Annotated in this window: 13 protein-coding genes and 1 pseudogene; 8 read left to right on the forward strand and 6 right to left on the reverse strand. The window is 74.1% G+C overall.

Annotated features, from left to right (window positions below; all coding sequences use genetic code 11):
• Nucleotides 1-47: 47 nt before the first annotated feature.
• On the reverse strand, nucleotides 48-1,952 hold the full coding sequence (locus tag ABT048_RS14610; RefSeq protein WP_350521711.1) for an ATP-binding protein: 1,905 nt from the start codon (nucleotides 1,950-1,952) through the stop codon (nucleotides 48-50).
• 236 nt (nucleotides 1,953-2,188) lie between these two features.
• Here ABT048_RS14610 and ABT048_RS14615 point away from each other — a divergent pair, with 236 nt between their 5' ends.
• Nucleotides 2,189-2,512, forward strand: coding sequence for a hypothetical protein (locus ABT048_RS14615; RefSeq protein ID WP_350521712.1), 324 nt, complete (start codon nucleotides 2,189-2,191; stop codon nucleotides 2,510-2,512).
• Between the two features lie 91 nt (nucleotides 2,513-2,603).
• On the opposite strand, the gene ABT048_RS14620 is transcribed toward ABT048_RS14615, so the two are convergent.
• The gene (locus ABT048_RS14620) at nucleotides 2,604-3,830 is read right to left on the reverse strand and encodes a TetR/AcrR family transcriptional regulator (protein ID WP_350521713.1); all 1,227 of its coding nucleotides are present in this window, start codon (nucleotides 3,828-3,830) and stop codon (nucleotides 2,604-2,606) included.
• 334 nt (nucleotides 3,831-4,164) lie between these two features.
• Here ABT048_RS14620 and ABT048_RS14625 point away from each other — a divergent pair, with 334 nt between their 5' ends.
• Nucleotides 4,165-5,322, forward strand: a complete 1,158-nt coding sequence (locus ABT048_RS14625; protein ID WP_350521714.1) for an acyl-CoA dehydrogenase family protein — start codon at nucleotides 4,165-4,167, stop codon at nucleotides 5,320-5,322.
• A gap of 69 nt (nucleotides 5,323-5,391) precedes the next feature.
• Here ABT048_RS14625 and ABT048_RS14630 read toward each other — a convergent pair whose 3' ends face one another.
• Nucleotides 5,392-5,658, reverse strand: coding sequence for a hypothetical protein (locus ABT048_RS14630; RefSeq protein WP_350521715.1), 267 nt, complete (start codon nucleotides 5,656-5,658; stop codon nucleotides 5,392-5,394).
• A 105-nt stretch (nucleotides 5,659-5,763) separates the two neighbouring features.
• On the opposite strand from ABT048_RS14630, the gene ABT048_RS14635 reads away from it, so the two are divergent.
• Nucleotides 5,764-6,081: a cupin domain-containing protein gene (locus tag ABT048_RS14635; RefSeq protein ID WP_350521716.1), complete on the forward strand. Its 318-nt coding sequence runs from the start codon at nucleotides 5,764-5,766 to the stop codon at nucleotides 6,079-6,081.
• 18 nt (nucleotides 6,082-6,099) lie between these two features.
• Here the strand turns inward: ABT048_RS14635 and ABT048_RS14640 are convergent, their stop codons facing one another.
• Nucleotides 6,100-6,684, reverse strand: coding sequence for a TetR/AcrR family transcriptional regulator (locus ABT048_RS14640; protein WP_350521717.1), 585 nt, complete (start codon nucleotides 6,682-6,684; stop codon nucleotides 6,100-6,102).
• 110 nt (nucleotides 6,685-6,794) lie between these two features.
• On the opposite strand from ABT048_RS14640, the gene ABT048_RS14645 reads away from it, so the two are divergent.
• The 5 genes from ABT048_RS14645 to ABT048_RS14665 all read left to right on the forward strand — a co-directional run bounded on the left by ABT048_RS14645 (nucleotide 6,795) and on the right by ABT048_RS14665 (nucleotide 11,123).
• On the forward strand, nucleotides 6,795-8,354 hold the full coding sequence (locus tag ABT048_RS14645; protein ID WP_350521718.1) for an MFS transporter: 1,560 nt from the start codon (nucleotides 6,795-6,797) through the stop codon (nucleotides 8,352-8,354).
• 229 nt (nucleotides 8,355-8,583) lie between these two features.
• On the forward strand, nucleotides 8,584-9,219 hold the full coding sequence (locus tag ABT048_RS14650) for a class I SAM-dependent methyltransferase (protein WP_350521719.1): 636 nt from the start codon (nucleotides 8,584-8,586) through the stop codon (nucleotides 9,217-9,219).
• A 106-nt stretch (nucleotides 9,220-9,325) separates the two neighbouring features.
• The gene (locus tag ABT048_RS14655) at nucleotides 9,326-9,895 is read left to right on the forward strand and encodes a methyltransferase family protein (RefSeq protein ID WP_350521720.1); all 570 of its coding nucleotides are present in this window, start codon (nucleotides 9,326-9,328) and stop codon (nucleotides 9,893-9,895) included.
• Between the two features lie 207 nt (nucleotides 9,896-10,102).
• A complete protein-coding gene (gene tatA / locus ABT048_RS14660; RefSeq protein ID WP_350521721.1) occupies nucleotides 10,103-10,384 on the forward strand; it encodes a Sec-independent protein translocase subunit TatA in 282 nt (93 codons plus the stop codon).
• A 217-nt stretch (nucleotides 10,385-10,601) separates the two neighbouring features.
• Nucleotides 10,602-11,123: an ion channel gene (locus tag ABT048_RS14665; protein ID WP_350521722.1), complete on the forward strand. Its 522-nt coding sequence runs from the start codon at nucleotides 10,602-10,604 to the stop codon at nucleotides 11,121-11,123.
• A gap of 299 nt (nucleotides 11,124-11,422) precedes the next feature.
• Here ABT048_RS14665 and ABT048_RS14670 read toward each other — a convergent pair whose 3' ends face one another.
• Both ABT048_RS14670 and ABT048_RS14675 read right to left on the reverse strand, forming a co-directional pair.
• Nucleotides 11,423-12,985, reverse strand: a complete 1,563-nt coding sequence (locus ABT048_RS14670; RefSeq protein ID WP_350521723.1) for a protein kinase domain-containing protein — start codon at nucleotides 12,983-12,985, stop codon at nucleotides 11,423-11,425.
• Nucleotides 12,986-13,089: 104 nt separating this feature from the next.
• A pseudogene (locus tag ABT048_RS14675) lies at nucleotides 13,090-13,189 on the reverse strand (RNA polymerase subunit sigma-24); the annotation flags it as partial.

Raw genomic sequence — 13,189 nt, forward strand, 5'->3', positions numbered from 1 at the left:
CGTCGTGCTGATGTGTTGTCTACCGCGGACCACTGACAATCCGTCCGTCACGCTTCGTCCGACAGCGCGCCGGGGCTGTCCGGGACGTCCGGCAGCCCGGCCGGGACGGCGGCGGTGAGTGCGGAGACCGCCGTGCCGATACCGGTCAGCGCGGCGGTGAGGTCACCCTCGGCGGGGCCGGAGGAGGCCGCGGCCATGATCACCTTGAGCGAGCGGAGCAGCCCGGCCGCGGTGGCGCTGCCGGTGTGCCCGCTGCGGTAGGCGGCGAGCAGGTCCTCGACCGCCGGGCAGGCCAGGTTGAGGTAGAGCCGGGCCTTGACCTCGCCGTCGGTGCGGGCGGTGAAGGCGCGGGCCAGCCGCAGCGCGGCGGACGGGATCCGGGCGTCGGCCTGGTCGTCCTCGATCCGGGCCTTCAGCTCGGCCTCGCGGTCCGGGACGAGCACCAGCGGCAGGCCGGGCGGGTCGAAGCGGGCCGGGACGAGCTGCTCGCCCGGGTCGGCGAGGGCGGCGGCCAGCCAGGCCTCCTCGCCCTCCGGCAGCGGCCGCTCCGGGTCGCGGAACAGCTCGCGGTTGCCCTGCTCGCTGCCCAGCTCGACCAGTCGGCAGCCACGCAGCCCGGCGTAGCGGCGCAGGAAGGGCAGCACGGCGTAGCGGTCGCCGCGGGCGATCGGCACCCGCATCGCCCGGTAGAGCATCTCCTCGAAGCCGCCGCCGGTGCCGAGCGCGACGTGCACCGCTCCGCCTCCCGCCGCGCGCAGCGCGCCCGCGGTGAGGTCGCCCTGCGAGGTGGGCACCGGGACGTCGTCGGCGAGCAGGGTGAACAGCCGGTCGTCGCAGAGCGCGGCGCCGAGCAGGTCCTGGCCGTGCCGGGTGAGGATGCGGCGCCAGGCGGCGGGCCGCAGCCGGGCCGTCTCGTAGAGGCCGTCCACGATGGCGTCGGTCAGGGCCTTCTGGAGCGCGCGGTAGTGCTCGTCGCGCTGGAGGTCCTCGCGGCTGGCGGTGGGGGTGAGCCGGCCGGACTCGACCACGCCGCCGATGAAGCCGGCCCAGCCGGGCAGCAGGTCGCGGGCGTCCTCGGCGAGCAGCATGCCGCGCAGGTACACCGCGAGGTCACGGTTGTCGCTGCTGCCGTAGGTGCCGCCGTCCTGGACCCACAGCAGGCCGATCGCGTCGGTGGCGCCGTCGACCGGCTGCACCGGGAAGGCGGTGAGCGGCTCGAAGCGGCGGCCGAAGGCGGTGGCGAAGCGCATCCGGGCGGCGTGCTGGTCGCCCCCCACCGCCTGGCGCCAGGGCACCTCGACGGAGTTGACGGGCTGTTCGTCGTCACCGACGTGGACCGGGATCGGGAGCAGCACGCAGTACCGGGCGAGGACCTCGCGCAGGGTGTCCTCGTCGGCGAGGTGGGAGTGCTCGGCCTTGAGCGCCAGCTCGACCACCGTGCCGGGGCGGGGCCGGGCGGGCACCGGCTCGACCCGGTACTGCTCGCCGCCGCGGCTGCGGTAGCGGTGGCCGAGCTTCGGCTCGCGGTGCGAGGTGGTGGTGACGGTCACCTCGTCGGCGATCGAGAACGCGGACAGGAAGCCCAGCCCGAAGGCGCCGATCAGCTCCTGATTGCCGGTCAGTTCGCGCAGCATGCGGGTGTAGCCGGTGCCGACGGTGGCGAGGTAGGAGTGGATCTCGGGCTCGGTCAGGCCGGCCCCGGTGTCCTCGATGGCGACGGTGCGCCGGGCGGCGTCCGCGCGCACCCGGATCAGCGGGCGGTGCTCGCCCTCCGGGTCCTCCAGGAGCCGTCGGGTGTGCGAGTCGTGCGCGTTCTGGACGAGTTCGCGCAGGGCGACCAGCGGGGTGGAGTAGAGGTGGGTGGCGAGGACGTTCACCAGGCCGCCGAGATCGACCTCGGTCGTCCGCAGTTCCTCGACGGGGGTGGGCTCGGACTGGGCACCTTCAGACATGGGTCCTCAGTGTGCCAGTGCGACAATCTGCCCACCATTTCTTTCTTCTCGACGGAATGACGGATTGCGGTCAACTCGCAATTGACCGGGCCTCCACCATCGGAGGAATTGCCACCCGTTCGGTGGAGTTCGCGCGATCACTGGTGAATGCTGACCGGGCGACGTCAGGCAACGGCGCTCCGGAGCGGCCACTCCGGAACGCGCCACAATTCGCACGTCCAGTCAGGGAGATCAGCGTGTCCCGTATTCGCGCAGCCGCCGCCGTCGCCGCCCTCGGCGCGTTCCTCCTCGTCGGCTTCGGTGCCGCCACCGCGCACGCCGACAACGGCGCCGGCGCGATCGACCACTCCAACGGCAGCGTGGTGAGCAACGTCGGCTCCGGCAACGTCATCGGCACCGTGAACGGCAACGTGGTCGACACCCAGCAGACGGCCACCGGTTCGGGCGCCGCCAACCAGAACAACGGTCTCGCCGTGGCCGGCAACGGCGGGAACGTCGGCGCGCTGCAGGGCAACGGCAACGTCGACGCCCGGGTGTACTACCCGCACGTCCTGTACTAACCAGGGCCCGCAGCTCCGGCACCAGGGCCTGCCCGCCGGGCCGGGTGCCCGTCCCGTCACGGCGGGGCGGGCACCCGGCCCGTTCCGCGTCTCAGGACAGCCCCAGCACCGCCCGGCCGAGGCGCAGCAGGCAGTCCTCAAGGTCCGGCCGGGCGCTGTGCGGGCGGTTCCGCACCCCGTCGTTGACCAGCGCGAACAGGGCGTGCACCCGGATCCGGGCGGTGGCCGCGTCGCACTCCGGGCGCACCTGCCGCAGCAGACCGACCCAGGTGCGCAGGAAGTCCCGCCGGAAGTCCACTGCGGCCCGCCGGTCCGGCGGCGCCAGCCGGTCCGTCTCGCTGAGCATCGCTCCCAGGTAGTCGCCGTTGCGCAGCGCGAAGCCGACGTACGCGCCCAGCCCGGCCGCCAGCGCCGCACCGGGCCCGGCCGCGGCGGTGATCGCGCCGTCCACCTCGCGCCAGAGCCGCTCGCGGCTGCGCACCAGCGAGGCGGCGAGCAGGTGGGCCTTGCTGTCGAAGTGCCGGTACACGCTGGGACCGGAGATGCCCACGGCGGCGCCGAGTTGGTCGGTGCTGACGTTGTCGAAGCCGCGCTGGTGGAACAACCGGACGGCGGCCGCGAGCAGTTCCTCCCGGCGCGCCTGCGGCCTCGGCCCCGGCACCGGTCCGGCTGCGGGCACGGACTCGGGCTCGGACTCGGACTCGGACTCGGACTCGGACTCGGACTCGGCCTGGGACTCGGGCCGGGGCACGGGCACGGTGGCCGTGCCGGCCGGCGTGACCGCGAGGACGGCCGCGACCAGCTCGCGCAGCAGCGCCTCGGCGCGACGGGGCTGCGGCGCCGCCGACTGGTAGGAGAGCCCGGCGCAGGCCGAGAGCGCCGCCCAGCAGAGCAACTCGGCATCCGCTGCCGGGAGTTCGGGGCGCTCCGCGCGCAGTACGGCGGTCATCAGCGCGACGTCGGCGCGCAGCTCGCGGCGCAGCGCGGCGCGCCGGTCCGGCGGCAGCAGCCGGGCGTCGCGCTGCACCAGGGTGCCGAGCGGGCGGTGGCCGACCGCGACGGCGGCCAGCACGGCTCCGACCTCCTTCGCGGTGCCGGCCGCACGCAGTCCGCCGGCGAGCTCGTCGAGCCCCAACCGGACGGCCCGGTCGAGCAGTTCGGGCTTGCCGCGGAAGTGCCGGTAGAGCGCGGGCGCGGTGATGCCGACCCCGGCGGCGACCTCGGTCATCGACACCTGGTGGTAGCCGCTGCGGTGGAATCGGTCGGCGGCCACGGCGAGGATCTGGGCACGCCGCCCGGGCGGCCGTCGGACCACCATGGCGCACCTCCCTCCCGTCCGGCCGGGTACCCGCCGCCCGGTACCGGCCGAGCGCCGATCCGGGCCTCGATCCGCGCGTCGAGCGGCCGCCGAACGGGCATCGGAACCGGTGTGTCACCGCCCTCGAACCGGCGTCGAAGCGGCGTCGAAGCGGCGTCGAAGCGGCGTCGAACAAAGGCTAGCAAGGATTCACTCGGCACCGCCGCCGACCGTGTCCCCCATGCCCGTCGACTCTGGACAGCCGAAGCTACCCGGGATTAACTTGTGGGGCCATCACCTGGCACGTTCCGCCCCGCCGGCAGCTCCGGCCGGCACCGTCGAAGGGAGCGCCGCCGTGCGCCGCACCGTGTTCAACGAGGACCACGAGGCCTTCCGGGAGACCATCCGGGACTTCATCGCCAACGAGGTCGTCCCGGTCTACGAGGGCTGGGAGGCCGAGGGCCACCCGCCACGCGACTTCTACCGGCAGCTCGGCGCGCTCGGCGTGTACGGCATCGAGGTCCCGGAGGAGTACGGCGGCGCGGGCGAGAGCGGCTTCAAGTACCAGGCGGTGATCGCCGAGGAGACCGCCCGGGCGGGTGTCAGCTTCGGCTCCTCCGGCGTGCACACCGGGCTGGTGCTGCCGTACCTGCTGGAGTACGCGAACGACGAGCAGAAGCGGCGCTGGCTGCCCGGCTTCGTCTCCGGCGACATCATGACCGCGATCGCGATGACCGAGCCGGGCGCCGGCTCCGACCTCGCGGGCATCACCACCACCGCGCGGCTCTCCGAGGACGGCACCCACTACGTCCTGAACGGCGCCAAGACCTTCATCACCGGTGGCGTGCTGGCCGACCTGGTCCTGGTGGTCTGCCGCACCGCCCCGTACGACCCGGCCGACCGCCGGGCCGGCCTGTCCATCCTGTGCGTGGACACCACCTCCCCGGGCTACACCGTCGGCCGCAAGCTGCAGAAGATCGGCCTGCGCACCTCGGACACCGCCGAGCTGGCGTTCAGCGACGTCAAGGTGTCGGTGGAGAACCTGCTCGGCGAGGAGGGCAGGGCCTTCGCCTACCTGACCCACAACCTGGTGCAGGAGCGCCTGGCGATCGCCGTCGGCGCGTACGCGGCGGCCGCGGCGGCGGTCCGGTTCGCGGTGCAGTACGTCAAGGACCGCAAGGTGTTCGGCAAGGCCGTGGCCGAGTTCCAGAACACCAAGTTCACCCTGGCCGACTGCGAGGCCCAGGTGGTCGCGCAGCAGTCGATGGTGGACCGCGCGCTGGAGCTGTACCAGCGCGGCGAGCTGACCGTGGCCGACGCGGCCGCGGCGAAGCTCTTCTGCACCGAGTCGGCCTCCACCGTGATCGACAAGTGCCTCCAGCTGCACGGCGGTTACGGCTACATCCTGGAGTACCCGATCGCCCGGCTCTACACCGACAACCGGGTGTTCCGGATCTACGGCGGCACCAGCGAGGTCATGCGCAGCATCATCGCCAAGTCGATGGGGCTGTAGGCCCGTCCGGGCAGGACGGCGCGGCGGGCCGCACCCCCATGGCGGCCCGCCGCGCCCTTGCCGGCCCGGTCAGTTCGGCGAGGCCTGCTCGGCTCGCCAGGCATCCCAGCCCGCGGCGGACGCCGCCTTCGCCCCGTGGTACGCCCGGTGGGCGATCGCGGTCGGCGGCGCGTCCATGTTCCGCATCCAGTTGCGGCCGGCCGTGGCCAGCGCCGCACACACCATCACGGTCCCGGCCGCACCGAGCGCCGCACCGATGCCGGTGAGCACCACGCCACCGGCCAGCAGCGAGCGGTTGACCTGGAACCCGCTGAAGAAATTCTCGTTGGTCGCCATGCCTCCACGATGAGCGCAGTGGGCGCGGGCTGCACGTCGAGCGCCTCCGGGTGCGCGACCCGGGTGCGTCCGCGACCCTGGCAGCAAGGGTCAGGAGGACGCGCGATGTCCGATCTCGAACAGCTCGCCGTGGAGCACGCCGCCCTCGCGGCCGAGAGCCCGCACGGGCGCAGCGCCCACCTGGTGCTGCACGACGGCGTCCTGCGGCAGACCGTGATCGCGCTGACCGCCGGGACCGCGCTGGACGAGCACAACCCGCCCACCGCCGGGAGCGTCCAGGTGCTGCGCGGCCGGGTCTCGCTGACCATCGCCGGCCGCCGGCTGGAGCTGTCGGCCGGGCGCCTGGAGCCCGTACCGCAGGAGCGGCACGGGCTGCTGGCGCACGTCGACTCGGTGGTGCTGCTCACCGCCGTCACGACCTGACCCCCCCCGGCGGGCGGCTCAGCCGGGGTTGAGCACGCTGCCGCTGACCAGCCGCAGCCCGCGCAGGAAGTCCTGCCCGCTGGGCGCGAGGTCGGGCGCGGCCAGCCACTGGGCGGCGTAGCCGGCCAGCAGGGTCTGGTAGAAGGCGCCGCGGACCTCCTCCTCCTCGGAGTCCACCACCACGGGCAGCCCCTGGAACAGGGCGGAGAGCCCCAGTCGGCCTTCCTTCTGCGCCCCCGCGAAGGCCTGCGCCAGTTCGGGGGCGTGCGCGGCCTGCGCGAGGGCCTCGAACTGGGCCGCCCAGAGTCCGCGGTGCTCGACGAAGACGTCGCGGAGGCCCTCCCAGACGGCGGCGAAGCGCTCCTCCGGGTCCTCCGACACCTGGTTGGCGGCCACCACCACCTCGCCCAGGGACGCCCCCATCTCGCCGATCGCCTCGATCATCGCCGCGTTGAGCAGCGCGTCCTTGGAGCCGAAGTGGTAGCCGATCGCGGCCAGGCTGACACCGGAGGCGGTGGCGATGTCGCGGGCGGTGGTGCGCCCGTAGCCCTTCTCGTACAGGCAGCGCTTGGCGCCGGCCATCAGGTCTTCGCGGTTTCCCATGCCCCAGATCCTACGGAAGGACTGGACAGATGTCTTGCACGATCGTCTTGCACGAGCGATTTACACATCTGTACTAGACAAACGTCTGACACGCCCGTACTGTCTTCCTCATGACCGCAACCACCGGCCGCGCAGGCCGTCGCGAATGGATCGGCCTGGCCGTCCTCCTGCTCCCGACCCTCGTCCTCTCCATGGACATGGGCGTGCTCTTCTTCGCCGTCCCGTTCATCTCCACCACGCTGGCGCCCAGCGGCACCCAGCAGCTGTGGATCATGGACATGTACTCGTTCCTGCTGGCCGGACTGCTCATCACGATGGGCTCGCTGGGCGACCGGATCGGCCGCCGCCGGCTGCTGGTGATCGGCGCCACCGGCTTCATCGGCGCCTCGCTGCTGGCCGCCTGGTCGCACGACGCCAACCAGCTGATCGCGGCCCGCGCCCTGCTCGGCGCCGCCGGGGCCACCGTGATGCCCTCGACCCTCGCGCTGATCCGCAACATGTTCCACGACCCCAAGCAGCGGCAGGTCGCCCTCGGCGCCTGGGGCGGCGTCCTCACCGCCGGGGCCACCCTCGGCCCGGTCGTCGGCGGCCTGCTGCTCGAACACTTCTGGTGGGGCTCGGCCTTCCTGCCCGCCGTCCCGGTGATGGCCCTGGTGCTGCTGTCCGCGCCCGTCCTGCTCCCCGAGTACCGCTCCACCGCCCGCACCGGCCGCTTCGACCTGCTCGGCGCCGCACTCTCGCTGGGCGCGATCCTGCCCCTCGTCTACGGGGTCAAGACCATCGCCGTCGACGGCTGGAGCCCACTGCCCGCGCTGGCCGTCGCGGCCGGCCTGCTGCTCGCCGCCGCCTTCGTGTGGCGCCAGCGCACCGCCGCGAACCCGCTGCTCGACCTGAGCCTGTTCAAGATCCGCACCTTCAGCGGCGCCATCAGCGTCAACACGATCGCGATGTTCGCGATGATGGGCTTCTCCCTCTTCACCTCGCAGTACCTGCAGCTGGTCAAGGGCATGAGCCCGCTGACCGCCTCGCTGTGGTCCCTGGTGCCGAGCGTCGGCGTCGGCGCGGCCGTCGGAATCAGCTCCGCGCTGGCCGGCAAGGTCCGCCCGGCGGCCCTGATGGGCGGCGGGTTCCTGATCGGCGCAGCGGGCTTCGCGATGATGACGCAGGTCGGCGCGCACTCCCCGCTGGCGCTCATCCTCACCGCGGCCGGCGTGCTGGCCGCCGGGACCGTCGGCACCATGACGATGACCGCCGAGATGGTCGTCTCCGCCGCCCCCGTCGAGCAGGCCGGCGCCGCCTCCGCCACCTCGGAGACCGCGGTCGAGCTCGGCAGCTCGCTCGGCATCGCCCTGCTCGGCGCGGCCGGTGCCGCGGTCTACCGCCACCAGCTCGACGGTGCCGCCCTCCCGGCGGGCGTCCAGGGCGAGGCCGCCCACGCGGCCCAGGACACCCTCGGCGGCGCGGTCGCCGTCGCCGCCCAGCTGCCCGGCCGGCTCGGCGCCGACCTGCTGGAGACCGCCCGCACCGCCTTCACCGACGGCCTGCACGTCGCCGCGGGGGTCGGTGTGGTCCTCGCCCTCGGTGCCGCGCTGCTGGCCTACCGCCTGATGCGCCACCTCCCGGCCGCCGCTCCCGCCCCGGCCCCCGAGGCCGAACCCGCCACCGTCTGACCCCGTCCCGGCCCGATCCACGCGAGTCATCGAGAGCCCCCGCCCATCCCGGGCGGGGGCTCTCCGCCGTTCGGGGCACTCCGGGCCCCGAGGCGCCGCGGCGGAGCCCTGCGACGGTCACGGGGCACGGCGGCCACCCGGCACTCGCCCGCGACGCCGTGCCCCGGTCCGGCCGGCCTTTTTCCGTCGACTCGCACCCGTCGCGGGCCCGACATGCCAGGGTGGGCACATGGGTGCTGATCGGGCGCGGGTGCGCGGGAGTTACGACACGGTGGCCGAGGAGTACGCGGGGCGGATCGGGGGTGAGCTGGCGCACAAGGCGGTGGACCGCGCGCTGCTGGGGGTGGTCCTGGAGGAGGCGGCCGGCGGGGTGGTGGCCGACCTGGGGTGCGGGCCCGGGCACGTGGCGAGGTGGCTGGCCGGGCACGGGGCCGAGGTGGTCGGGGTCGACCTCTCGCCGCGGATGGTCGAACTGGCCCGGCGCGAGCAGCCGAAGGCCACGTTCCGCACCGGCGACCTGCTGGCGCTGCCCGCCGCCGACGGGGAGTTCGCCGCCGCCGTCGCGCTGTACTCGGTGATCCACCTGGAGCCGGACGAGCTGGCGCCCGCGTTCGCCGAGGTGCGGCGGGTGCTGCGGCCCGGCGGGGTGCTGCTGGTCTCCTTCCACCTCGGCACCGAGGTGCGGCGGATGGAGGAGTGGTGGGGCCACCAGGTGGACGTGGACTTCCACTTCCTGGAGACCGGGGCCGTCGCCGACCACCTCGCCCGCGCCGGATTCGGCGTCGAGGTGCGGATGGAACGGGAGGGCCTGCCCGAGGAGGCCCCGACCCGCCGCGGCTACCTGCTGGCGCGACGGACGGAGTGACCGTCCACCCGGGGGTGGACGGGGCCGCGTCCACCCCCGGGTGCGTGCCCCGGCGGCCCCGGGGGAGGAATGTGAAGGGGTCCCTCCGACCGACGGGAGCCGCCCCGTGTCCCTGCCCGCCCTCCTCTCCCTCCTCGGCGTCCTGTGCTGGGTCGCCTACGAGTTGCTGCTGCGCCGACGCGAGGACGCCGCCGCCGGCACCTGGCGAGCGGACCGCCGCGACCGCGGCTCGACCCGGCTGCTGCTCGGCTGCTACCTGGCGTCGGCCCTGGTCGTGGTGGTGTTCGACCGCGGCTCGATCGGCCGACTGCCGCTCTGGGCAAGCTGGTTCGGTGTCCCACTGGTCGCCGCCGGGCTGGCCCTGCGGGCCTGGGGCATGCGCACCCTGGGCGCGTACTACACCCGCACGCTGCGCACCGTGGACACCCAGCACGTCGTGCGCACCGGCCCGTACCGGCTGATCCGCCACCCCGGCTACGCCGGCAGCCTGCTGGTCTGGATCGGCTACGCCTTCGGCACCGGCAGCTGGGCGGCCGCCCTGGTGGTCGCCGGGCTGCTGTTCGCCGCGTACGGCTGGCGGATCACCGCGGAGGAGCGGCTGCTGCTGGCGGCGCTCGGGAGCGAGTACGCCGAGTACCGCCGGGTGACCAGGCGACTCGTGCCGTTCGTCCACTGATCGCACCGGGGCGGGCCTCGGAGGCCGACTCCGACCGGCCCCGGGCCGCCGACCGTCCTCGATCTCGCGGCCCGCTTGAGCGGCACCTGGTTTTTGGCCAGCGTTTCCCGGCCGGTGTATCCGTTCGCCGTGAGGGCCAGGCATACTGGCCAACACGGGCGCGCGCGCCCGCCATGACTCTCGACAAGAAGGGACCGGTGGCCAGGGATGCTGCGGAACGGTCTTGAGCCCTGGCACATCTTCGTGGTGCTGGCGGTCGTAATCCTGCTGTTCGGATCGAAGAAGCTGCCGGAGATGGCTCGTGGCCTGGGCAAGTCCATGCGCATCCTGAAGGCCGAGACCAAGGCCATGCGCGAGGACGAGACCCCGGCGGACGCCGGCACCGCCCAGAGCACCGCCGCTCCCCAGCAGAGCGCGGACCGTCCGGCCGTCACGCCGACCAACGTGACCAAGGCCACCGAGAACAAGCGGCCCGAGACGACCGCCTGAGTCTCCCCTTCCTTCGGAACGCCCCCGGTGAGCCCACCGGGGGCGTTCCGCTGTCCGGGGGCTCCTCCGTCGTCCGGGCCCTCGCGTTCCGACGGCTCCCGCACTCCGACGGCTCCCGCGTTCCGACGGATCCGCGCCCCGTCGGCCGCCGGGCCGGTTCGTCCGGTCGGCGTAGGCGGGCGGGCGCCCAGGGCTCCGTCGGCGCAGGCTGGGCGGGATGTCCGACAACTCGCCACCGTCCGCCGACGTACGGGCCTGGTGCTGGCTGCTGCTGGCATTCACGCTGCTGATGGTCGGGTACTTCACGCTGCCGCTCGGGTGGTTGGGCGATCGCCACCCGGTCGTCAGCTGGACGGCCTTCACCTGCGCGCTGGCCGGACTGACCTGGCTGATGCTGGCCAAGATCGTCGGGGTGATGCAGGGGACGGCGAAGCGGCCGGTGGTCTGGCTGGTGTTCCTGATCGGACTGACGGCGACCATCTTCTCCGCCACGTACTACGCGATGGGCGCCCACAAGTCGGAGTTCGCCGGGCTGGAGACGCGCCTGGACGCGCTGTACTTCACCGTCGTGACGATGTCGACGGTCGGGTACGGGGACATCACCCCGGCGGGGCAGTCGGCACGGCTCGTGGTGATCCTGCAGATCCTGTACAACTTCGTGATCCTGGCGGCGGCCGCCGGGACGGCGTCCCGGGCGGTCCGCAGCAACGTGGAGCGACGGATCAAGCGCCAGGACTGAACCCGCGCGGGCGCACAGGACTCTCCACAGGCTGTGGACGACGCCGCCCCGCCGACCGACCGGAGGGCCCCACGCGATCGGACCGGGAGTCAGCAGCCCGCCGCTGCCGCCGTCCGGGCGCCACCGCCGGGCGCGGGAACGCACCGGTCCCCCGCCCGCAACGGACGGGGGACCGGGTGGAGCGTCAGGGAGCCGGTCGGTCCCGGATCGTGCCGTAGCCGACGACCGTGGTGCCGGACCGCGGCGCAGGCCCGTCCCGGACGGTGCCGGCGGATGTCGCCCAGGGGGGACGACGGCCGTCAGCCGTCCTGGAGGTCGGCGGCGGTGTGCAGGGTGGCGAACAGGGCGGAGAGCCGGGCGTTCCAGTTGGCGTAGGTCGGCGGGTTGATGGCATGCCGCTTGGCCATGTCCTTGACCACCTTCTGGGCGCTCTTGAGCTCCTGCGCGGCGGCGTCCGGGTCCCCCGCGTCGAGGCGGGTGGAGGCGGTGTCGAGGAGCTTGAGCAGTTCCGCCTGCTTGTCCCGGTCCTTGCCCACGTCGGCCTGGGCCACGGCCTGCCGGAACGACTGGAGCTGCAGCTCCGCCGGCTGGTTGCGCGGGACGGCCTGGGTGGGCGTCGGAGGCGCCGACGGGGTGGCGGGGGCGGCGGAGGTGGCGGTCGCGGCGGGCTTCGGGCCGGTGGCGGGCGTCGTGACGGGCGCCGTGGCCGGGCCGGAGGACACGGCCGGTCTGGCGGCCGACGGGTTGCCCGCCGGGCCGTCGAAGGCGGTGAGGGCCAGTGCGGCGACGCCCGCCAGGCCCGCCACGCCCAGCGCGCCGAGCACGAGGGGCTTGCGGCGGCCGGTCCGGGCCGGCACCACCGGCCCGGGCCCGGCCGACGGGGCCGCGGGAACGGGCGCCATCACGGAGGTGGCGGCCGGGGGCTGCGGCGGGAGCAGGGTGGTGTGCTGGTGGTCCGAGGACGCCGGGGGCACGGCCCGCGGGAGCGCCTGGGTGGCCGCCGCGGTGGTCGCGAGGAGTTCGGCCGTCGGATCGCCGACGATCAACCCCGGTACGGTGGCGAGCAGTTCGGCCCGGGCTGCGGAAGCGTCCGCGGGCCGCCCGGCCGGGGCCTTGGCGAGCAGGCGCAGCACCACCGCGTCCAGGGCGGGCGGCAGGCCGGGGCGCCGCGCGGACGGCGGCAGGGGCTGCTCGTTGACGTGCTTGAAGGCGATCGCCACCGGGGTCTCGGCGGTGAACGGGGCCGCGCCGGTGAGCATCTCGGTCAGCACGCAGCCGACCGCGTACAGGTCGGTCCGCCCGTCCAGGGCCGAGGCGGTGGCCTGCTCGGGCGAGAGGTAGGCGGCCGTGCCGAGCACGCTCGCGGTCCGGGTCAGGTTGTCGGAGGAGGCGGCCCGGGCGATGCCGAAGTCGACGACCTTCACCCCGCCGTCGTCGGTGATCATGATGTTCCCGGGCTTGATGTCCCGGTGCACCAGCCCCGCGGCGTGTGCCACCGCCAGCGCCTCGCAGACCGCCGCCGCGATGCCGACGGCCCGTTCGACGGGCAGGGCGGGCTGCTGCGCCAGCACGGCGGCCAGCGAACGTCCGCTGACCAGCTCCATGACGATGAACGGGGTGCCCTCGTCCACGCCCGAGTCGAAGACCATGGCGATCCTCGGGTGCACCAGCATGGCCGCGTGCTGCGCCTCGCGGCCGAAGCGCTCGGCGAAGCGCGGGTCGTCGGCGAGGCCCCCGTTGAGGACCTTCACGGCCACCTGGCGGCCCAGCACGCGGTCCACGGCACGCCAGACGGTGGCCATGCCGCCGACGCCGAGCATCTCGACGAGTTCGTAACGCCCGTTCAGCGCCCGTCCGATCACCTGGAGCTCCCCTCACGTGCCCTGCCCGGGGTTCCGGGCCGCCTCGTGCACCTGTGCACGATAGCCGTACGGCCGTGCGACCCGGCCGGGGGCGGAGGGGTGGCGGTCGTCCAGCCGCCGGGGGAGCCGATCGCCTCCCGCTCCCGCCGGGGCATCGCGTACCAGCGGGCGTAGGTCTCCTGCACCACGTCCTCGGCGTCGGCC

Origin of the sequence: Kitasatospora sp. NPDC096140 (assembly GCF_040303045.1) — a bacterium.
GTDB lineage: Bacteria > Actinomycetota > Actinomycetes > Streptomycetales > Streptomycetaceae > Kitasatospora.